At 63.7% G+C, this 21,077-nt stretch carries 19 protein-coding genes; 9 read left to right on the top strand and 10 right to left on the bottom strand.

Annotation, left to right across the window (positions count from 1 at the left end):
- Positions 1–207: 207 nt before the first annotated feature.
- From prpF to KSS93_RS12490, 5 genes are all read right to left on the bottom strand, one after another.
- Positions 208–1,398: a 2-methylaconitate cis-trans isomerase PrpF gene (gene prpF / locus KSS93_RS12510; protein WP_217888515.1), complete on the bottom strand. Its 1,191-nt coding sequence runs from the start codon at positions 1,396–1,398 to the stop codon at positions 208–210.
- A 133-nt stretch (positions 1,399–1,531) separates the two neighbouring features.
- Positions 1,532–4,120 carry a Fe/S-dependent 2-methylisocitrate dehydratase AcnD gene (gene acnD, locus KSS93_RS12505; RefSeq protein WP_217888514.1) on the bottom strand — a complete coding sequence of 863 codons (2,589 nt, stop codon included), beginning with the start codon at positions 4,118–4,120 and terminating at the stop codon, positions 1,532–1,534.
- 163 nt (positions 4,121–4,283) lie between these two features.
- Positions 4,284–5,411 (bottom strand): bifunctional 2-methylcitrate synthase/citrate synthase, encoded by a 1,128-nt coding sequence (gene prpC / locus KSS93_RS12500; RefSeq protein ID WP_217888513.1) that lies wholly within the window; start codon positions 5,409–5,411, stop codon positions 4,284–4,286.
- 127 nt (positions 5,412–5,538) lie between these two features.
- A complete protein-coding gene (gene prpB, locus KSS93_RS12495) occupies positions 5,539–6,429 on the bottom strand; it encodes a methylisocitrate lyase (RefSeq protein ID WP_217888512.1) in 891 nt (296 codons plus the stop codon).
- Complete coding sequence (locus KSS93_RS12490) at positions 6,426–7,142, bottom strand: GntR family transcriptional regulator (protein ID WP_217842745.1); 717 nt, start codon at positions 7,140–7,142, stop codon at positions 6,426–6,428. Before KSS93_RS12490 ends, prpB begins: the two co-directional genes overlap by 4 nt.
- Before the next feature lie 286 nt (positions 7,143–7,428).
- On the opposite strand from KSS93_RS12490, the gene rloA reads away from it, so the two are divergent.
- The 5 genes from rloA to KSS93_RS12465 all read left to right on the top strand — a co-directional run bounded on the left by rloA (position 7,429) and on the right by KSS93_RS12465 (position 12,984).
- Positions 7,429–7,965, top strand: coding sequence for a retropepsin-like aspartic peptidase RloA (gene rloA, locus KSS93_RS12485; protein ID WP_217842744.1), 537 nt, complete (start codon positions 7,429–7,431; stop codon positions 7,963–7,965).
- Positions 7,966–7,970: 5 nt separating this feature from the next.
- A complete protein-coding gene (rloB, locus tag KSS93_RS12480) occupies positions 7,971–9,506 on the top strand; it encodes an osmotic stress tolerance membrane protein RloB (protein ID WP_217842743.1) in 1,536 nt (511 codons plus the stop codon).
- Positions 9,506–10,486, top strand: a complete 981-nt coding sequence (locus KSS93_RS12475; protein WP_217842742.1) for an alpha-L-glutamate ligase-like protein — start codon at positions 9,506–9,508, stop codon at positions 10,484–10,486. Before rloB ends, KSS93_RS12475 begins: the two co-directional genes overlap by 1 nt.
- 226 nt (positions 10,487–10,712) lie before the next feature.
- Positions 10,713–12,056 carry an aminodeoxychorismate synthase component I gene (pabB, locus tag KSS93_RS12470; RefSeq protein ID WP_217888511.1) on the top strand — a complete coding sequence of 448 codons (1,344 nt, stop codon included), beginning with the start codon at positions 10,713–10,715 and terminating at the stop codon, positions 12,054–12,056.
- 193 nt (positions 12,057–12,249) lie between these two features.
- Positions 12,250–12,984 (top strand): phosphoadenylyl-sulfate reductase, encoded by a 735-nt coding sequence (locus KSS93_RS12465; RefSeq protein ID WP_217888510.1) that lies wholly within the window; start codon positions 12,250–12,252, stop codon positions 12,982–12,984.
- A 91-nt stretch (positions 12,985–13,075) separates the two neighbouring features.
- On the opposite strand, the gene cysB is transcribed toward KSS93_RS12465, so the two are convergent.
- The 3 genes from cysB to KSS93_RS12450 all read right to left on the bottom strand — a co-directional run bounded on the left by cysB (position 13,076) and on the right by KSS93_RS12450 (position 15,721).
- Entirely contained in the window at positions 13,076–14,050 is a 975-nt protein-coding gene (gene cysB, locus KSS93_RS12460; protein ID WP_217842739.1) for an HTH-type transcriptional regulator CysB, read from the bottom strand.
- A 125-nt stretch (positions 14,051–14,175) separates the two neighbouring features.
- Positions 14,176–14,673: a universal stress protein gene (locus KSS93_RS12455; protein ID WP_217888509.1), complete on the bottom strand. Its 498-nt coding sequence runs from the start codon at positions 14,671–14,673 to the stop codon at positions 14,176–14,178.
- Positions 14,674–14,773: 100 nt separating this feature from the next.
- On the bottom strand, positions 14,774–15,721 hold the full coding sequence (locus KSS93_RS12450; RefSeq protein WP_217888508.1) for a putative 2-dehydropantoate 2-reductase: 948 nt from the start codon (positions 15,719–15,721) through the stop codon (positions 14,774–14,776).
- Positions 15,722–15,829: 108 nt separating this feature from the next.
- Between KSS93_RS12450 and KSS93_RS12445 the strand changes: the two genes are divergently transcribed.
- Together KSS93_RS12445 and KSS93_RS12440 are read left to right on the top strand one after the other, a co-directional pair.
- Positions 15,830–16,252, top strand: coding sequence for a PilZ domain-containing protein (locus KSS93_RS12445; RefSeq protein ID WP_217888507.1), 423 nt, complete (start codon positions 15,830–15,832; stop codon positions 16,250–16,252).
- A 162-nt stretch (positions 16,253–16,414) separates the two neighbouring features.
- Complete coding sequence (locus KSS93_RS12440) at positions 16,415–17,488, top strand: 3-deoxy-7-phosphoheptulonate synthase (protein WP_217888506.1); 1,074 nt, start codon at positions 16,415–16,417, stop codon at positions 17,486–17,488.
- A gap of 57 nt (positions 17,489–17,545) precedes the next feature.
- Here the strand turns inward: KSS93_RS12440 and KSS93_RS12435 are convergent, their stop codons facing one another.
- Positions 17,546–17,827: a GNAT family N-acetyltransferase gene (locus KSS93_RS12435; RefSeq protein WP_217888505.1), complete on the bottom strand. Its 282-nt coding sequence runs from the start codon at positions 17,825–17,827 to the stop codon at positions 17,546–17,548.
- Between the two features lie 499 nt (positions 17,828–18,326).
- On the opposite strand from KSS93_RS12435, the gene oprI reads away from it, so the two are divergent.
- Together oprI and KSS93_RS12425 are read left to right on the top strand one after the other, a co-directional pair.
- Complete coding sequence (gene oprI, locus KSS93_RS12430) at positions 18,327–18,578, top strand: outer membrane lipoprotei OprI (protein WP_003259780.1); 252 nt, start codon at positions 18,327–18,329, stop codon at positions 18,576–18,578.
- A 148-nt stretch (positions 18,579–18,726) separates the two neighbouring features.
- Positions 18,727–19,932 (top strand): ISL3 family transposase, encoded by a 1,206-nt coding sequence (locus tag KSS93_RS12425; RefSeq protein WP_217888504.1) that lies wholly within the window; start codon positions 18,727–18,729, stop codon positions 19,930–19,932.
- An 87-nt stretch (positions 19,933–20,019) separates the two neighbouring features.
- Here the strand turns inward: KSS93_RS12425 and KSS93_RS12420 are convergent, their stop codons facing one another.
- Positions 20,020–20,997, bottom strand: coding sequence for a L,D-transpeptidase family protein (locus KSS93_RS12420; protein WP_217888503.1), 978 nt, complete (start codon positions 20,995–20,997; stop codon positions 20,020–20,022).
- Between the last annotated feature and the right edge of the window lie 80 nt (positions 20,998–21,077).

The following is a 21,077-nucleotide window of genomic DNA, read 5'->3' as shown; positions in this document are numbered from 1 at the left end:
CCCCAGGCCTCGGCCTCATGCAAAATTGCCGGGGCTGCTGCGCAGCCCATCTCGACCGGACGGCGCCCCGGCAAGGCCGCTTCCCACAGAGACCGTGGCGCATCTGCGAGACCAGTTCTCTGCGCGACAGCGCAGCCCAAAAGGGCTGCGTGATCTCCTATAGGGAGTGCGCATGCCTGCAGGAGCCGGCTTGCCGGCGATAGCGTCTCAGAAGCAGTCGCCCGGCACCCGCACCCAGCCTTCCATCAGCACCCGCGCACTGCGGCTCATGATGGCTTTGGTCACGGTCCACTGCCCGTCCACCTGCCGCGCCTCGGCACCTACCCGCAAGGTCCCGGACGGGTGGCCGAAACGCACGGCGCTGCGCTCGCCGCCACCGGCGGCCAGGTTCACCAGGGTGCCCGGAATAGCTGCTGCCGTGCCAATGGCCACCGCAGCGGTCCCCATCATGGCGTGGTGCAGCTTGCCCATGGACAGCGCACGCACCAGCAGGTCGACGTCCTCAGCCTTGACCGCCTTGCCGCTGGAGGCGGTGTAGGCAGCGGGCGCGGCCACGAAGGCCACCTTCGGCGTGTGCTGGCGGCCGGCGGCCTGTTCGATGCGCTCGATCAGCCCCATGCGCACGGCGCCGTAGGCACGAATGGTCTCGAAACGGGCCAGTTGCGCAGGGTCACCATTGATGGCGTCCTGCAATTCAATGCCGGTGTAACCGATGTCGGCGGCATTGACGAAGATGGTCGGGATGCCGGCGTTGATCAGGGTGGCCTTGAAGGTACCAATGCCCGGCACCTCGAGGTCGTCCACCAGGTTGCCGGTGGGGAACATCGCCCCGCCGTCGCCATCCTCGTCGGCAGCCGGGTCGAGGAATTCCAGCTGCACCTCGGCGGCCGGGAAGGTCACGCCGTCCAGCTCGAAATCACCGGTTTCCTGCACTTCGCCGTTGCTGATGGGCACGTGGGCGATGATGGTCTTGCCGATGTTGGCCTGCCAGATGCGCACCGTGGCAATGCCTTCGTGCGGAACCCGTGCGGGGTCGACCAGGCCGTTGGCGATGGCGAACGAACCCACCGCCGCCGAGAGGTTGCCGCAGTTGCCGCTCCAGTCGACGAAGGCGCTGTCGATGGACACCTGACCAAACAGATAGTCGACGTCGTGGCCGGGCCTGGTGCCGGGCGCGACGATCACCGTCTTGCTGGTGCTGGAGGTGGCGCCGCCCATGCCGTCGATCTGCTTGGCATAGGGGTCGGGGCTGCCGATTACCCGCAGCAGCAGCGCGTCGCGGGCAGGGCCTGGGGCTTGTGCAGGTTCGGGCAGGTCTTGCAGGCGGAAGAACACGCCCTTGCTGGTGCCGCCGCGCATATAGGTGGCGGGGATGCGGATTTGTGGTGCGTGTGGCATGTTCAATTCCTGTCTTGCACAGCACCCTGCGGGAGCGGGTTTACCCGCGAATGCGTCAGCGGGAACACCCGTGTTGTCTGATCAATCGCTTTCGCGGGTAAACCCGCTCCCACAGGGGCCATGTTGTTGGTTATCAGGCGGTGCCTTCGAGGAAATCCTGGGCAAAGCGCTGCAGCACCCCGCCGGCCTCGTAGATCGACACCTCTTCGGCGGTATCCAGGCGGCAGGTCACCGGCACCTCGACCCGCTCGCCATCGCGGCGGGTAACCACCAGGGTCAGGGTCGCCCGCGGCGTGCGCTGCCCCACCACATCGTAGGTCTCGCTGCCGTCCAGGCCCAGGGTATTGCGGTCGGTGCCGGGCTTGAACTCCAGCGGCAGCACGCCCATGCCCACCAGGTTGGTGCGGTGGATGCGCTCGAAGCCTTCGGCGACGATGGCCTCGACCCCGGCCAGGCGCACGCCCTTGGCCGCCCAGTCCCGGGACGAGCCCTGACCGTAGTCGGCACCGGCAACGATGATCAGCGGCTGCTTGCGCTGCATGTAGGTTTCGATGGCTTCCCACATGCGGGTTACCTTGCCCTCCGGCTCAAGGCGCGCCAGCGAGCCCTGCTTCACGCTGCCGTCGTCCTTGCGCACCATTTCGTTGAACAGCTTGGGGTTGGCGAAGGTGGCGCGCTGGGCGGTCAGGTGGTCACCGCGGTGGGTCGCGTAGGAGTTGAAGTCCTCTTCGGGCAGGCCCATTTTCGCCAGGTACTCACCGGCGGCGCTGTCCAGCAGGATGGCGTTGGACGGCGACAGGTGGTCGGTGGTGATGTTGTCCGGCAGCACCGCCAGCGGGCGCATGCCGCGCAGGGTACGCTCGCCGGCCAAGGCGCCTTCCCAGTATGGCGGGCGGCGAATATAGGTGCTCATCGGGCGCCAGTCGTACAGCGGCGCCACTTTCGGGCCCTTGTCCTCCTCGATGGTGAACATCGGGATGTACACCTGGCGGAACTGCTCGGGCTTGACCGAGGCACGCACCACGGCGTCGATCTCGGCATCGCTTGGCCAGATATCCTTCAGGCGGATTTGCTTACCGTCGACCACCCCCAGCACGTCTTTTTCGATATCGAAACGAATGGTGCCGGCAATGGCATAGGCCACCACCAACGGCGGCGAAGCCAGGAATGCCTGCTTGGCGTAGGGGTGGATGCGCCCGTCGAAGTTGCGGTTACCCGACAGCACGGCGGTGGCGTACAGGTCGCGGTCGATGATTTCCTGCTGGATCACCGGGTCCAGCGCGCCAGACATACCGTTGCAGGTGGTGCAGGCGAAGGCGACGATGCCAAAGCCCAGTTGCTCCAGTTCCTGCTCAAGCCCTGCTTCTTTCAGGTACAGCTGCACAGCCTTGGAGCCCGGCGCCAGGGACGACTTGACCCACGGCTTGCGGGTAAGACCGAGCTTGTTGGCATTGCGCGCGATCAGGCCGGCAGCGATCACGTTGCGCGGGTTGCTGGTGTTGGTGCAACTGGTGATGGCGGCGATGATCACTGCGCCGTCAGGCATCTGCCCGGGCACCTCCTGCCACTGCCCGGCGATACCCTTGGCCGCCAGGTCGCTGGTGGCCACCCGGGCATGCGGGTTGGACGGGCCGGCCATGTTGCGCACCACGCTCGACAGGTCGAAGCAGAGGGTACGCTCGTACTCGGCCTTGGCCAGGCTGTCGGCCCACAGGCCGGTGGCCTTGGCGTAGGTTTCAACCAGCTGCACCTGATGGTCGTCACGCCCGGTCAGGGTGAGGTAGTCCAGCGTCTGCTGGTCGATGGCGAACATCGCCGCGGTGGCGCCGTATTCCGGGGCCATGTTGGAGATGGTGGCGCGGTCGCCCAGGGTCAGTGCACTGGCACCTGCGCCGTGGAACTCCAGGTACGCGCCCACCACCTTCTGCTTGCGCAGGAACTCGGTCAGCGCCAGCACCAGGTCGGTGGCCGTGATATTCGGCGCAAGGCGCCCGGTCAGCTCGACGCCGACGATTTCCGGCAAGCGCATCCATGAGGCGCGGCCAAGCATCACGTTCTCGGCTTCAAGGCCACCGACGCCGATGGCGATCACCCCAAGTGCATCCACATGGGGGGTGTGGCTGTCGGTGCCGACGCAGGTGTCCGGGTAGGCCACGCCGTGGTCGCTGTGGATCACCGGCGACATCTTCTCCAGGTTGATCTGGTGCATGATGCCGTTGCCCGGCTGGATCACATCGACGTTCTTGAACGCCTGCTTGGTCCAGTTGATGAAGTGGAAGCGGTCTTCGTTGCGGCGGTCTTCGATGGCGCGGTTCTTGGTGAAGGCGTCAGGGTCGAAACCGCCGCACTCCACGGCCAGGGAGTGGTCGACGATCAACTGCACCGGCACCACCGGGTTGACCTGGGCCGGGTCACCACCCTTGTCGGCGATGGCGTCGCGCAGGCCGGCCAGGTCCACCAGCGCGGTCTGGCCGAGGATGTCGTGGCACACCACCCGGGCCGGGAACCAGGGGAAGTCGAGGTCACGCTTGCGCTCGATCAGTTGGCTCAGCGAGGCGTCGAGGGTGGCCGGGTCGCAGCGGCGCACCAGGTTTTCGGCCAGTACCCGGGAGGTGTAAGGCAGGCCGTCGTAGGCGCCGGGCTTGATCGCCTCGACCGCGGCGCGGGCGTCGAAATAGTCCAGGGCAGTGCCTGGCAGGGGCTTGCGGTATGCAGTATTCATATCGTTATCAGGCTCGGTCACGGTATTCGGTGGGCAGGTCTGGCCAATGAGGGCGCTGCGCGCCCGTTTCGCGGCACAAGGCCGCTCCTACAGGGATAGCGCCGCACCTGTAGCGGCCTTGTGTCGCGAAAGGGCTGCGCAGCAGCCCCCGGCGACCTTTGCCTTAACGCTGCTCGATCGGCACGAACTTGCGCTGTTCGACGCCTGTGTACTCGGCGCTCGGGCGGATGATGCGGTTGTTGGCACGCTGTTCGAACACGTGTGCGGCCCAGCCGGTCAGGCGCGAGCAGACGAAAATCGGCGTGAACAGCTTGGTCGGGATGCCCATGAAGTGGTACGCCGAGGCATGGTAGAAGTCGGCGTTGGGGAACAGCCGCTTCTGCTCCCACATGGTCTTGTCGATGGCCTCGGACACCGGGTACAGCACGCTGTCGCCCACTTCATCAGCGAGCTGCTTGGCCCAGCCCTTGATCACCTCGTTACGCGGGTCGGACTCTTTGTAGATGGCGTGGCCAAAGCCCATGATCTTGTCCTTGCGCTCGAGCATGCGCAGCAGCTCGGCGGTGGCATCCTGCGGGCTCTGGAAGCGCTCGATCAGCTCCATGGCCGCCTCGTTGGCGCCGCCGTGCAGCGGGCCGCGCAGCGAACCGATGGCAGCGGTGATGCAGGAGTACAGGTCGGACAGGGTCGAGGCGCACACCCGGGCGGTGAAGGTCGAGGCGTTGAATTCGTGCTCGGCGTACAGGATCAGCGAAACGTTCATCACCTTCACATGCAGTTCGCTCGGCTTCTTGCCGTGCAGCAGGTGCAGGAAGTGGCCACCCAGGGTGTCTTCGTCGCTGCTGCAGTCGATGCGCACGCCGTGGTGGGTGAAGCGGTACCAGTAGCACATCACCGCCGGGAACAGCGCCAGCAGGCGGTCGGTCTTGTCGCGCTGGGCCTCGAAGGTGAACTCGGGCTCCAGGGTGCCGAGCACCGAGCAGCCAGTGCGCATGACGTCCATCGGGTGGGCGTCGCGGGGGATGCGCTCGAGCACTTCCTTCAGCGCCTGGGGCAGCTCGCGCAGGCCCTTGAGCTTGTGCTTGTAGTCGGCAAGCTCGGCCTGGCTTGGCAGCTCGCCGTACAGCAGCAGGTAGGCTACCTCTTCGAACTCGGCGCCGGCGGCCAGGTCGCGCACGTCATAGCCGCGGTAGGTCAGGCCGGCACCGGCCTGGCCGACGGTGGAAAGCGCCGTCTGCCCGGCCACCTGGCCACGCAGGCCTGCACCACTGAGTACTTTTGCTTCGGCCATGGGGTTTCTCCTTTCTTGAACTTGTTATGGAATTCTTCTGGCTAATCGTGTGTGGCTGTACCGGCCCTATCGCCGGCAAGCCGGCTCCTACAAGGGGGTATGCAGTGCCGGCGACGGGGGCCACAGGTCAGGCTTTTTTCTGCGCGAACAACGCATCCAGGCTCTGCTCGAAGGCGTGGTAGCCGATGGCGTCGTACAGCTCCATGCGGGTCTGCATGGTGTCGATCACGTTCTTTTGCGTGCCGTCGCGGCGCAGGGCGGTGTAGACGTTCTCGGCGGCCTTGTTCATGGCGCGGAAGGCCGACAGCGGGTACAGCACCAGCGACACATCCACCGAGGCGAGCTCTTCGGTGGTGTACAGCGGCGTGGCGCCGAATTCGGTGATGTTGGCCAGGATCGGCGCCTTTACCCGGTCGGCGAAAGTCTTGTACATCGAAAGCTCGGTGATGGCTTCGGGGAAGATCATGTCGGCGCCGGCCTCGACGCAGGCCGCGGCGCGGTCCAGGGCGGCGTTCAAGCCTTCCACCGCCAGCGCGTCGGTGCGCGCCATGATCACGAAGCTGTCGTCGCTGCGCGCATCCACCGCCGCCTTGATGCGGTCGACCATCTCCTGCTGGGTGACGATCTCTTTATTTGGGCGGTGGCCGCAGCGCTTGGCGCCGACCTGGTCCTCGATGTGGATGGCCGCGGCGCCGAACTTGCTCATCGACTTCACGGTACGGGCAACGTTGAACGCCGAGGCGCCGAAGCCGGTGTCGACATCCACCAGCAGCGGCAGGTCGCACACGTCGGTGATACGGCGCACATCGGTGAGCACGTCGTCCAGGCCGCTGATGCCCAGGTCCGGCAGGCCCAGGGAGCCGGCGGCCACACCGCCGCCGGACAGGTAGATGGCCTTGAACCCGGCGCGCTTGGCCAGCAGCGCATGGTTGGCGTTGATCGCCCCGACTACCTGCAACGGGTGTTCGGCGGCAACCGCATCGCGGAAACGTTGGCCGGGCGTGCTCTTGACTGTCATGACTCACCTCGTGGGCTATTGTTGTCTGCGCCTTGGTAATGGCGCTCGATATTGCGTTTGGACGCGCCGATATGCCGGCGCATCAGCAGTTCTGCCAGTTCGCCGTCACGGCTCTCGATGGCATCGAGGATGCGGTGGTGCTCGGCGAAGGCCTGGCGCGGGCGGTTGGGGGTGGTGGAGAACTGGATGCGGTACATGCGCACCAGCTGGTACAGCTCGCCGCAGAGCATCTTGTACAGGGTCTGGTTGCCGCTGCCCTGGATGATCCGGTAGTGGAAGTCGTAGTCGCCTTCCTGCTGGTAGTAGCCCTGCCCGGCCTGGAATGCGGCGTCACGCTCATGGGTGTCGAGCACATGGCGCAGCTCGTCGATGGCGGCCTGGCTCATGCGCTCGGCGGCCAGGCGGCAGGCCATGCCTTCGAGCGACTCGCGGATTTCGTACAGCTCGATCAGCTCGGCATGGCTCAGCGATACCACCCGCGCGCCGACGTGTGGCACCCGCACCAGCAGGCGCTGGCCTTCGAGGCGGTGGATGGCCTCGCGCAGCGGGCCGCGGCTGATGCCGTAGGTGCGCGCAAGCTCTGGCTCGGAGATTTTGCTGCCGGGGGCGATCTCGCCCTTGACGATGGCCGCCTGGATACGGCGGAAGACGTTCTCCGAGAGCGTCTCGGTTTCGTCCTGGCTGTTAGCGGGTGCTTGCACGGCATCCAGCATGATTGTCGACACCTCTTAAAACCATGCCAGCAAAACTAGCCAAACAGAGGCCGCGAGTCAAAGACAAAAAGCATATTGTCGACAATCGTCTAAGAACGAACTTACCCCGCCCCGCCACGGTCTGATCGCGGGCGCGCTGGCGTCCACACATCGGCGTGATAGAATGCCGCGCTCCTTTCGGAGCACGGATAGCGTGCCTGTCGTCATTTCATGCTGTTGACAGGCTTATTAAGGATGCTTGGCCCGTCGCCTTGCCCAGAACCCCGCACAGCACCGCGCCAGGACTATGAAACCGATACTCGCTGCATTGCTGCTCTGCCTGACTGTGCTGCCGGCCTTGGCGCCCGCGGCGCAGAAGACCGTCTACGGCCTGAACGAATACGCCCGGCTGGGCGACCTTGACCTGGAAGTGGCAGCCAAACTGGACACCGGGGCCAAGACCGCCTCGCTCAGCGCCCGTGACATCAAGCGCTTCAAGCGCAACGGCGAAAGCTGGGTGCGCTTCTACCTCGCCATCGACGCCGCCCACGAACACCCCATCGAACGCCCCCTGGCCCGGGTCAGCAAGATCAAGCGCCGCGCCGGGGACTATGACGCCGAATCGGGCAAGGCCTACACCGCCCGCCCGGTCATCGAACTCGATATCTGCATGGGCCAGACCCTGCGCACCATCGAGGTCAACCTCACCGACCGCAGCGCGTTCCAGTTCCCGCTGCTGATCGGCTCCGAGGCCCTCAAGCACATGGATGCACTAGTCGACCCAAGCCTTAAATACGCGGCCGGCAAACCTGCCTGCGCCACCGAAGCTCCCAAAGCAGAGTAATCCCGATGCGCTCTCTTACCCTCCACCTGAAAGTCCTGATCACCGTACTGGTGCTGCTGGGCGTTGCCGTCACGGCCTACCAGATCTTCGCCTTGGGCATCCCGGTGACCGAAGACGAAACCGACGACCTGTGGAACATCGACGCCAAGGTCGAGTTCGTCGCCAGCGCCAAGGACCCGGTCAAGGTGCAGATGTTCGTACCGCCGCTCAACCGTGACTACGTGAGCCTCAACGAGAGCTTCATCTCCAACAACTACGGGGTCAGCGTCAACCGAGCCGACGGCAACCGCAAGGTGACCTGGTCGGCGCGCCGCGCCAGCGGCAACCAGACCCTCTACTATCGCCTGGTGCTGACCAAGCGCTACAGCAACGAAAAGACCAAGATCAAGGGCCCGACCTTCCGCGACAGCCTGGCCGTCGAGGGCCCCGAGAAGATCGCCGCCGAGGCGCTGATGGCGCCGATCCGCCAGCACTCGGCCGACGTCGAGACCTTCGTCAGCGAGACCATCAAGCGGGTCAACAACCTCAATGACGACAACGTCAAGCTGCTGCTGGCCGGCGACACCTCATCGATGAAGAAGGCCCAGGTCATCGACCTGCTGCTGTCCATCGCCCACGTACCGCTGGAGAAGGTGCACACCATCCGCCTGGTGGCCGACACCCCGCAAACCCCTGAACTGTGGCTGCGCAGCTTCAACGGCAACGACTGGCTGTACTTCAACCCGGACACCGGCGAGCAGGGCCTGCCGGCCGACCGCCTGCTGTGGTGGACCGGTGACGACAACCTGATCAGCGTCGATGGCGGCAAGAAAGCCAGCGTCACCTTCAGCATGAACAACAGCGAGATGAACGCCATCCGCCTGGCCAAGCTGACCGACGAGAACACCGACGCGGACTTCCTCGAATACTCGCTGTACGGGCTGCCGCTGCAAACCCAGCAGACTTTCATGATCATGGTGATGATCCCGATCGGCGTGCTGGTGATCCTGATCCTGCGCAACCTGATCGGCATCCAGACCTTGGGTACCTTCACCCCGGTACTGATCGCCCTGGCCTTCCGCGAAACGCAGCTGGGCTTCGGTATCGTGCTGTTCACGGTGATCACCGCGCTGGGGCTGTCGCTGCGCTCGTACCTGGAGCACCTCAAGCTGCAGATGCTGCCGCGCCTGTCGGTGGTGCTGACCTTCGTGGTGGTACTGATCGCCGCCATCAGCCTGTTCAGCCACAAACTGGGCCTGGAGCGCGGGCTGTCGGTGGCACTGTTCCCGATGGTGATCCTGACCATGACCATCGAGCGCCTGTCGATCACCTGGGAAGAGCGCGGCGGCGGCCATGCCATGAAAGTGGCCATCGGCACCCTGTTCGCCGCATCCATCGCACACCTGCTGATGACCGTGCCGGAAGCTGTGTACTTCGTGTTCACCTTCCCGGCAGTGCTGCTGATTCTGGTGGGCTTCATGCTGGCGATGGGTCGCTACCGCGGCTACCGCCTGACCGAGCTCGTGCGCTTCAAGGCATTCCTGAAGAAGGCTGACGCCTGATGTTCGGACTGATCAAGACCTGGAAGGCCCTGGAAGCCCGGGGCATCATGGGTATCAACCGGCGCAACGCGGACTACGTGCTCAAGTACAACAAGCGCCACCTGTACCCGATCGTCGATGACAAGATCATCACCAAGGAGCGCGCGCTGGCGGCCGGCATCCATGTGCCGGAGATGTACGGCATCATCGAGACCGAAAAGCAGATCGAAAAGCTCGACGAGATCATCGGCGGGCGCAGCGATTTCGTCATCAAGCCGGCGCAAGGCGCCGGCGGTGACGGCATCCTGGTGGTCGCCGACCGCTTCGAGGACCGCTACCGCACGGTGTCGGGCAAGATCATCAGCCACGAGGAAATCGAGCACCAGATCTCGAGCATCCTCACCGGCCTGTACTCCCTCGGCGGCCACCGCGACCGCGCACTCATCGAGTACCGGGTCACCCCCGACCAGATCTTCAAGAGCATCAGCTACGAGGGCGTGCCGGACATCCGCATCATCGTGCTGATGGGCTACCCGGTGATGGCCATGCTGCGCCTGCCGACCCGCCAGTCGGGCGGCAAGGCCAACCTGCACCAGGGCGCCATCGGCGTGGGCGTGGACCTGGCCACCGGCGTGACCCTGCGCGGCACCTGGCTGAACAAGATCATCAGCAAGCACCCGGACACCACCAACGCGGTGGACGGCGTGCAGCTGCCGAACTGGGACGGCTTCATGAAGCTGGCCGCCAGCTGCTACGAGCTGTGCGGCCTGGGTTACATCGGTGTGGACATGGTGCTGGACCAGGACAAGGGCCCGCTGATCCTCGAGCTCAACGCCCGCCCTGGCCTGAACATCCAGATCGCCAACGACTGCGGCCTGACCCAGCGCACCCACGCCATCGAGGCGCACATCGAGATGCTGGCCAAAGAAGGCCGCAGCGAAGATGCCGAGCAGCGGGTAAAAGTGGCCCAGGGTTTGTTCGGGCACGTTCAGCCGAATTGATCCTGTAGGAGCGGCCTTGTGCCGCGAAAGGGCCGCTTAGCGGCCCCGGCGATTCTATGTGGTGTTGATACCGCTACGCGGCCCTTTCGCGGCACAAGGCCGCTCCTACACGGTCCGCGCCCGACCGCGTCCTTACACAACATGTGAATGTCGCCCCCAGCGCTAGGCGCATTTCCTACACAGGTCTACAATCGGCATCTTCGCTTTTTCATCGCCGTCCATTCTGATGCCGACCTGTACGCTCCACCCCCTGCCCTACCAAGCCGACCCAGCTCATTACTTCGCACGCCTGCGCAACGCCCCCGGCGCCATCCTGCTCGACAGTGCCCGCCCTGGCGCCGGACGCGGCCGCTTCGACCTGCTCAGCGCCTGGCCACTGCAACAACTGCAGGCGCAAGCGGATGAGGACGGGCGCGCCTACCTGCAGCGCTTGCGCCAAGCCCTGGCAGGCCTTGGCGAAGCGCAATTGCCAGCGGGCATCGAGCTGCCATTTGCCGGCGGCCTTATCGGCTACCTCAGCTACGACTTCGGCCGCCGCCTGGAACAGTTGCCGGCGCAGGCGCTGGACGACCTTGGCCTGCCCGACGCGCAACTGGGGCTGTACGCCTGGGCGCTGCTGACTGACCACCAGCTCGCCACCAGCCAGCTGGTGTTTCACCCCAAGCTCGCCGACAGCGAGCGCCAGCGCCTGGCTGAACTGTTCGAAGCGCCAGATACTGCACAGCCAACGCACTTCCACCTGCTCGCAGCGATGACCGGCGACCTGCAACCAGCCCAGTACCGCGCCGCCTTCGACCAGGTGCAGCGCTACATCCAGGCCGGCGACTGCTACCAGATCAACCTCACCCAGCGTTTTCGCGCGCCTTGCCAGGGCGACCCCTGGCACGCCTACCAGGCCCTGCGCGCCGCCTGCCCGACGCCCTTCTCGGGCTACCAGCAACTGGGCGATGGCGCAGCCCTGCTGAGCTTCTCGCCGGAGCGTTTCATCCGCGTCAGCCAGGGCGAGGTGGAAACCCGCCCGATCAAAGGCACCCGCCCGCGCGCCAGCGACCCGCTGCAAGATGCACACAACGCCGCCGAGCTGCTGGCCAGCCCCAAGGACCGCTCGGAAAACCTGATGATCGTCGACCTGTTGCGCAACGACATCGGTCGCACCTGCGAGATCGGCTCGGTGAAGGTACCGGAGCTGTTCAGCCTGGAGAGCTACCCCAACGTGCACCACCTGGTCAGCAGCGTCACCGGGCGCCTGGCGCCGGGCAAGGACGCGCTGACGCTGATCGGCGACAGCTTCCCCGGCGGCTCGATCACCGGCGCGCCGAAAATCCGTGCCATGCAGATCATCGACGAGCTGGAGCCCGCGCGCCGGGCGCTGTATTGCGGATCCTTGCTGTATGTGGACGTGCGCGGCGAGATGGACAGCTCGATCGCCATCCGCAGCTTGCTGGTCAAGGATGGCCAGGTGAGCTGCTGGGGTGGCGGCGCAGTGGTGGCGGACTCGCATTGGGAGGCCGAGTACGAAGAATCGATCGCCAAGGTGCGGGTGTTGATGGAGACCTTGCAGAGCTTGTGAGCGGCGGCGCCTGTTTGGCGGGCAAGCCCGCTCCCACAGGTTACGCGCAGGCCTGAAGTTTGCGCTGTACCTGTGGGAGCGGGCTCGCCCGCGAAGCAGGCGCCGCCGACTTCAGCCGGTCTAACCCGCCATTTTTTGTTACCATTTGCCCATTACGAGCGCACAGCGCCACTCACCCGATGGAAACCGCCTGATGAGCCAACCCTTCGACGTCGCCGCCCTGGCCGCGACCTATGCCAGCAAGTCCCCGCAGGACATCCTCAAGCTCGCCTTCGAGCATTTTGGTGACGACCTGTGGATCTCCTTCAGCGGCGCCGAAGACGTGGTGCTGGTGGACATGGCCTGGAAGCTGAACAAGCAGGTCAAGGTGTTCAGCCTCGACACCGGGCGCCTGCACCCGGAGACCTACCGCTTCATCGACCAGGTGCGCGAGCAGTACAACCTGCCCATCGAGCTGCTCAGCCCCGACCGCGACAAGCTCGACCCGTTCGTCAAGGAAAAGGGCCTGTTCAGCTTCTACAAGGACGGCCACGGCGAATGCTGCGGCATCCGCAAGATCGAGCCGCTGCGCCGCAAGCTGGCCACCGTCAGCGCCTGGGCCACGGGACAGCGCCGCGACCAGAGCCCGGGCACCCGCAGCCAGGTGGCGGCGCTGGAGATCGATAGCGCCTTCTCCACCCCGGAGCGCCCGCTGTACAAGTTCAACCCGCTGGCGCAGATGACCAGCGAGGAAGTATGGGGTTACATCCGCATGCTCGAGCTGCCGTACAACAGCCTGCACGAGCGCGGCTTCATCAGCATCGGCTGCGAGCCGTGCACCCGCCCGGTGCTGCCGCGCCAGCACGAACGTGAAGGCCGCTGGTGGTGGGAAGAGGCCACGCAGAAAGAATGCGGGCTGCATGCCGGCAACCTGATCAGCAAAGCCTGAGAAGCAGCGGCAAGCCTTAAGCTTTAAACCACAAAAAGAGCAGACCGTGCACGGGCTGCTCTTTCTTGCCGCTTGAGGTTTGCGACTGCCTTTAGTGCACCGGCAGCTCGACACCCTCGAACAGCTCTTCGAGCTCCTGCTTGTTGTGGCACTGGATGGCCTTGGCCATTACTTCGCGGGTCAGGTGCGGAGCGAACTTCTCGATGAAATCGCACATGAAACCGCGCAGGAAGGTGCCGCGACGGAAGCCGATCTTGGTGATGCTGGCTTCGAACAGCTCGCTGGCATCCAGGCACACCAGGTCGCTGTCGAGCTTCGGGTCAACCGCCATCTTGGCCACGATACCCACACCCAGCCCCAGGCGCACATAAGTCTTGATCACGTCGGCGTCAGCTGCGGTGAACACCACCTTGGGCGTCAGGCCGCGGTGGTTGAACGCTTCGTCGAGCTTCGAACGGCCAGTGAAGCCGAACACGTAGGTGACGATCGGGTACTCGGCCACCGCTTCCAGCGTGAGCTTTGGCAGCTTGGTCAACGGGTGACCTTGGGGCACTACCACGCAGCGGTTCCACTTGTAGCACGGCATCATGATCAGGTCGCCGAACAGCTCCAGCGCCTCGGTGGCGATGGCGAAGTCGACCGTGCCGTCGGCGGCCATCTCGGCGATCTGCATCGGCGAGCCCTGGTGCATGTGCAGCGCCACTTCCGGGTACTGCTTGATGAAGTTGCTGATTACCGGCGGCAGGGCGTAGCGCGCCTGGGTGTGAGTGGTGGCGATGGACAGCGTGCCCTTTTTCTCGTTAGAGAATTCCTGAGCGATCTGCTTGATGCTCTCGACCTTGCGCAGGATCTCGCCGGCAGTGGTGATGATGCGCTCGCCGGCCGGGGTGACGCGGGTCAGGTGCTTGCCGCTGCGGGCGAACACTTCAACGCCCAGCTCGTCCTCGAGCAGGCGGATCTGCTTGCTGATACCGGGTTGGGAGGTGTACAGGCTCTGCGCCGTCGCGGAAACGTTGAGGTCATGGTGCGCCACTTCCCAGATGTAGCGCAGTTGTTGAAGCTTCATAGATATCCCTCAAAGGCGGTGAGTCACCGGCTGCTGGCCGCGACGAGTTATAACTATATTAGTGGTTCCAGCAATAAATCTAGAACTATTTTGTTACGCCTCCACGGGTTTGCCTTCCTGCGCAGTTAAATTTTCCTACGCCCCAAATGCTGTGCCAGCGGCACCATGTACACCGGCACCGGCGACAGTTGCAGCAGCCTGACCGCCGTGCGCCCAAGCGGTACGTCCACCCCCGCCCCGGCGCTGTGGCTGCCGAAGATCAGCAGGTCGACGGCCAGGCGTTGGGCCTGCTCGAGGATCACCTGGGCCGGGTCGCCTTGGCGTACCCGCACCGCCCGTATCAGTGCCAGGTCGGCCTCTTCGCCCAATTCGTCACGAAAGTTTTCCAGGACCTTCTGTTCGATATTGGCCATTACCGTGTTCACCCCCTCGCTGTGCAGGGTATCGAGGGTCTGCTCGTCAAGGTAGCTCTGCAACAGGGATTCGGCGAACTGGCCCATGGGTTCGACCGCATGGATGACATACAGCTCTGCCTTGAACGTGTGCGCCAAGGCCAGGGCGTGTTGCATGACGAAAGGCGCGTATACCCCCAGGTCGGTGGCATACAGCATGGAACGGATCATTCGGCCTCCTCGACTGCCGCAGCGGCAGAGCAAGCTTGAGCTTAGCAGCGCCATCGACCGGCGCTTTGCCGTCCGGCGCTGCTGGCTCGGGCCGGGGCGGTCACACCGAAACGTTGCGCCGGTCGATGAAAGCCAGCGCCTGATACAGCGCCTGCATGCGCGGCAAATGGCAACCGGCAGCAACTGCCCTGCGCAGCGGCTCGGCGTAGATCGCCTGCAATTCCAGCGGCCGCTGCTGGGCGTGGTCGTGGTACATGCTCGGCCAGTAGTCGGGCATCTGGTCGGTCACCCGCAGCAGGTGCTCAGCGTAGCCATCGGGCAATTCCAGACCGCAGGCCCGGGCCCCCTCCACCACTTCTGCCATCAATGCCTGCACCAGCGCGCGGCTGTCGGGGTCGGCCATCAACGGCGTGGTACTGGCCTGCAGCAGCACCGACAGGCCGTTGTACGGCACGTTCCACACCAGCTTCTGCCAGCGCGCCTGCTCGAGGTTGGCCATGGCCTGGGAGTCGATGCCCGCCGCACGGAACAGCCTGGCCCCCTTCTCCACCAACGCTGCGCCGCCATCGCCAGCCGGGCCACTGTGGTAACCCAGGTTGACCGCGCCCAGGGCCTGGTGACGGATATCACCCGGGCCCTGGCGGTGGACACAGATGAAGCACAACCCGCCCAGCAGGTGCATGTCGTCACGCAAGGCCGGGCGCAGCTGGTCTTCGACACCCAGGCCGTTCTGCAACAGCACAACCTTCGCACCCGGCGCTGCGGCCTGCACGATCAACGGCGCAAGCTCGGCGTTGCTGGTGGCCTTGGCGCCCACCAGCAGCCAGTCGCAGGACGGCATCTCAGCTGCGCTGTCGTAGGCTTGTACCTGCATCTGCAACTGGCCGTGCACGGCACTGTCGAGTTTGAGCCCCTGCTCACGCACCGCGGCGTATTCGCTGCGTAGCAGAAAGTGCACGTCGAAGCCTGCGCGGGCCAGCATCAGGCCGTAGAAACCGCCAATGGCCCCGCTGCCAATGATACCGATGCGGGTAGTACGAGGGTCCATGCTGTTCTCCTGTGTCGTTCGTCCGTTTTTCTACACGCAAATCAGCCGGTTTTCGACCCCTCTCTATACTGTGGCGAAGAAGGTCAAATAATCGACACGGAGTCGACCATGTGCGGATACCTGCCCCACCCCGACGAGATCCCGGTCGAACTCGCCTTTCGCCCCGCCTCCCACCTGTTCCGCCGCCACCTCCTCACCCAGGGCCTCGGTGGCATCGCCTGCCTGCAACCGCGCGCCTACCGGCGCGGCACTGCGGTTGAAGTACTGATCCCCTCACTTGGCCTGGAGGCCCGCTACCCCGGCTACGTGGCCTGGTGCCAGCGGCTCGACCAGGGTTACCGGGTGGGCGTGGCGTTTACCGACCAACAGGCGCTGTTCGGTGCACGCATGGGCGAGCAGGTGTGCCAGATCCACCACTATTGCCAGCTGCACGCCCCGGCCGGGCTAAGTGCACAACAACTGGCCGAACGCTGGGTCAGCCTGCACGCCGAGGCGTTTTCCGAAGCCAGCCTGCGCCCGGGCCACGCCTGAAAACCGCCCAAGGCCGGCAAAAACCCCGTAATGACGGGCCCCAGCCCATTGTCGCGCCCCCGCTAACGCGCTAAGGTTCGGCCTCCCCGCTGCGAACAATCTGCTGCTGGGCCGCACGGGGGATCGCTGGCGGCCGGCACCCGTGACCTGACGAGTAACACGATGGCTGATTTACCGATCGATGACCTTAACGTTGCCTCCAACGAGACCTTGATCACCCCCGATCAGCTCAAGAAGGAAATCCCTCTCAGCGCCAAGGCCCTGCAGACCGTGACTGCCGGCCGCGAAGTGGTGCGCAATATTCTCGACGGCAAGGACCATCGCCTGTTCGTGGTGGTCGGCCCATGCTCGATCCATGACATCAAGGCCGCCCACGAGTACGCCGAGCGCCTGAAAGTGCTGGCCGAAGAGGTCTCCGACACCCTGTACCTGGTAATGCGCGTGTACTTCGAGAAGCCGCGCACCACCGTGGGCTGGAAAGGCCTGATCAACGACCCGTACCTGGACGACTCGTTCAAGATCCAGGACGGCCTGCACATCGGCCGCCAGTTGCTGCTGGACCTGGCCGAAAAAGGCCTGGCCACCGCCACCGAAGCCCTCGACCCGATCTCCCCGCAGTACCTGCAGGACCTGATCAGCTGGTCGGCCATCGGTGCGCGCACCACCGAATCGCAAACCCACCGCGAAATGGCCTCGGGCCTGTCCTCGGCAGTCGGTTTCAAGAACGGCACCGACGGCGGCCTGACCGTGGCCATCAACGCCCTGCAGTCGGTGTCCAAACCGCACCGCTTCCTGGGTATCAACCAGGAAGGCGGCGTGTCCATCGTCACCACCAAGGGTAACGCCTACGGCCACGTGGTACTGCGTGGCGGCAACGGCAAGCCGAACTATGACTCGGTCAGCGTCGCCCTGTGCGAGCAGGACCTGGCCAAGGCCAAGATCAAGGCCAACATCATGGTCGACTGCAGCCACGCCAACTCCAACAAGGACCCGGCCCTGCAGCCTCTGGTGATGGAGAACGTCGCCAACCAGATCCTTGAAGGCAACCAGTCGATCATCGGCTTGATGGTCGAAAGCCACCTGAACTGGGGCTGCCAGGCCATTCCGAAAAACCTCGACGAGCTGCAGTACGGCGTCTCGGTCACCGACGCCTGCATCGACTGGGCAGCCACCGAAAAAGCCTTGCGCGGCATGCGCGCCAAGCTCAAGGATGTGCTGCCAAAGCGCCAGCGCTGAAATTCAACCAAACGAAAACGCCGGGCAATGCCCGGCGTTTTCATATGTGCGGTAATTTCAGGCCTTGCTCGAATGGCGCTGCTGGCGCTCCATGTAGCGCTCCACGTACGAGCACGAAGGGATCACCGTGTAGCCCATCTGCTCGGCGTACTCCAGGGCCCTCTCGGTCAGCGCGGCGGCAATGCCACGCCCGCGCAGGGCGTTGGGCACGAAGGTGCGGTAGATGTCTAGCGTCTGCTTGCCCAGGTCCATGTACGTCAGGTAGGCCCGGTGACCGTCCACGTTGGTCTCGAACTGATGACCGGCCTGGTCATGGTGGATGGTCAGCGTGTCGCTCATCACTACTCCTCTCAGGTCTCACGGCAGACCCTTGCCTTACCGATGTGGTTTATCCGGCGGAGGGACCTCTACGCCACCTCTGCCCCTTGGACAATCGTACGATCAGGATCGTTCTGGCCGCAGGAGCACCTACAAATAGTAGGCGGCACAAGCGGGATTGCTCAAGCGGCGCTGATGAAAATGCCACACAGAGGGTTTATGCAACCCTGCACAAGGCATGCAACAGTAGCCGGATGTTGTTTGGGCTATGACGCTGACGGACAGTTAAAGTCACCTTTAGTTCACAAAAAAGTTCCGCAACTACAACCGCTTGCGTGCAGGCACGAATTTTTCACAGTTGCGCTGCAAACCCCGGGCTGGCGCCCTTGCAGTGAGATTTTTTTTGCGCGTCTTGCGCTCAGTCAGTTTACTTACTACAAGTAATGGGTACTATGTACGCCGGCCAGTTTCTCTTTGTGAGAGATGGCTATTTAATAGAAAGTCCTTGAAGGGGAACACGATGAACAACGTTCTGAAATTCTCTGCTCTGGCCCTGGCCGCAGTTCTGGCTACCGGTTGCAGCAGCGTATCCAAAGAAACCGAAGCTCGCCTGACCGCTACCGAAGACGCAGCAGCTCGCGCCCAAGCTCGTGCAGACGAAGCTTACCGCAAAGCTGACGACGCTCTGGCAGCTGCTCAGAAGGCTCAGCAAACCGCTGACGAAGCCAACGAGCGCGCTCTGCGTATGCTGGACAAAGCCAGCCGCAAGTAATAATCCTCACGGATTGTTATGGAGCCGACCCACTTGTGGGTCGGCTTTTTTATGGTTCTTCACGGAATCCCGGGAAAGACAGAAACAAGAACGCCGGTTTGATGGATGATGTTCGTGCGAGCAAACACATCTACAAACCGGCGTTCTTGTGCACGATATTAATACGTTTCTGCCCTTCTGGGAGGGCTTTTCTGTCACTGCGATCAGGCCTGATGGCGATGACCTGCTGATCGACCTGATTCCGCAGCCCACCCGATTCCCCACTTGCAGCGGCTGTCATCAGTCCAGCACCACCATCCACGAATACTGCCAGCGCTCAATCCGTGACCTACCCATTCTTGGCCGTGCAGTGCGGTTGAATGTTGAACTGCGGCGCGTCGGGTGCAGGGCATGCGGCAAGCGAATGGAGTCAGTCCGTTGGCTTGATCGCTATTCGCGGATGACCAAGCGCTTGGCCGAGGCGGTGATCCAGTCTTGCCAAAGACTGCCCACCCTGCACGTCGCCGAGCTGTTTGGTTTGCATTGGGACAGCGTGCGCTTACTGGAGCGACGGGCGCTACAACACGCACTGGAAAATCTACCGAAGGCCCAGCCCAGGCGCTTGGTGATGGATGAGTTCGCTCTGTTCAAAGGGCATCGCTATGCCAGCGTGGTTCTGGATGCTGATACCCGCCGGGTGCTGTGGATTGGCGAGGGGCGTAGCCGAGCTGCTGTCAGACCCTTTTTTGAAGAGCTGGGGCCGGAGGGCTGTGCACGGATCGAAGCAGTGGCAATGGACATGAACACCGCATTTGACCTGGAGGTACGCCAACATTGCCCGCAGGCACGCGTGGTCTATGACCTGTTTCATGTGGTCGCTAAGTATGGGCGAGAGGTAATTGACCGGGTGCGGGTCGATGAGGCCAACCGCTTGCGCCATGACAAACCCGCCCGCAAGGTGATCAAGCAAGCGCGGTGGCTCCTGCTGCGTAATCCAGAAAATCTCAAGCGAGAAGATCAGCAGGTACATCTGCAGGATCTGCTAGCAGCTAACCAATCGCTGATGACGGTTTATCTGATGAAGGCAGAGCTCAAAGCCCTGTGGTCACCCACCACCGCCTGGGGCTGGCGATCAGCCTGGAAGCAGTGGCTACGCCTAGCTGATGAAAGCGCGATACCGGCATTGAAGCAGTTCGCTAAACGCCTGAAGGGATACTGGCGCGGCATCCTGAGTAGGGTGCGGTGGCCGATGCACACGGGTCAGTTGGAAGGTATCAACAACCGGATCAAGGCGATCAAGCGGATGGCTTACGGCTACCGGGACAGCGAGTTCTTTTTCATGAAGATCAAGAATGACTTTCCCGGCAATCCGTGAAGAACCTTTTTTATTGCCTGGTGAAAAGCATGCAGGTAAAAACGAAAAGGCCTGCACTAAGGCAGGCCTTTGGCAACTAGCAAAGGCTTACTGCAGTTCTGCCGGAATGCTGGAAACCACCGGCGCCGAACCATTGCCGCTGACCGGCACGGCGATCTCTACCGGCATGCCATCTTCGGCGGCAACCACATCCCGCACCATGTCCCAGTTCATGCGCAAGTTGTTGGCCAGGTCTTCGCGCTTGAGCAGCGCGTTGATGACTGCGGTGTGCTTGTCGACCACCGACGGGTTGCCGTGATCGTCCAGCGGCGTGTGTGCTTCCAGGTACACCTTGCCGCCACTGATACCGAACTTGTACGGCTCGTTCATGATGCGCACCGGGGTGCCGACCGGGACCATCTTCGAAAGCGTCAGCACGTTGTTGTTGAGCATGCGGAAGCAACCATGGCTGGTGCGCATGCCGATACCGAACTTCTTGTTCGAACCGTGGATCAGGTAGCCCGGCACGCCCAGGGTGAACTTGAACGGCCCCAACGGGTTGTCCGGGCCTGCCGGCACCACGGTCGGCAGGATGTCGCCGTCAGCGGCGTGCTCGGCACGGATCGAGGCCGGCGGCGTCCAGGTCGGGTTGGGGGTCTTGGCGGTGATCTTGGTGTTGGCGATCGGCGAGCCCCAGCCCTCACGGCCGATACCCAGCGGGAAGGTGTGCACCACGTTCTGCCCTTTCGGGTAGTAGTACAGGCGGTATTCGGCGAGGTTGATGACGATACCTTCGCGCGGGCCAGGCGGCAGGATGTAGCGGGTCGGCAGCACAATTTCAGTGCCGGCACCCGGCAGCCAAGGGTCGACACCGGGGTTGGCGGCGATCATTTCCAGGTAGCCCAGGTCGTTGGCGGTGCCGATGTCGGCGAAGGTGTCTTCGTACTTGGCCTTGATCACCTGCACCTGGCCGACGACGTCTTCACCGGGCGGTGGCAGTGGCAGCTCCAGCGCAACAGCAGGGCCGGCTGCCAGCAGGGCGGCCAGGGAGAGGCTACGGGTGACGGCAGGAAAGCGCGGCAACATCCGGTAAATCCTTCGAAAGGTCAGTCAAGGGCAACGATTGTACACCCGCCCCGAAACAAGCGGGAGGCGTTGGCAGGCTG

The sequence above is a fragment of the Pseudomonas xanthosomatis genome (assembly GCF_019139835.1).
In the GTDB taxonomy this organism is placed as follows: Bacteria; Pseudomonadota; Gammaproteobacteria; order Pseudomonadales; family Pseudomonadaceae; genus Aquipseudomonas; species Aquipseudomonas fakonensis.
This window is presented reverse-complemented; position numbering and strand designations above follow the sequence as displayed.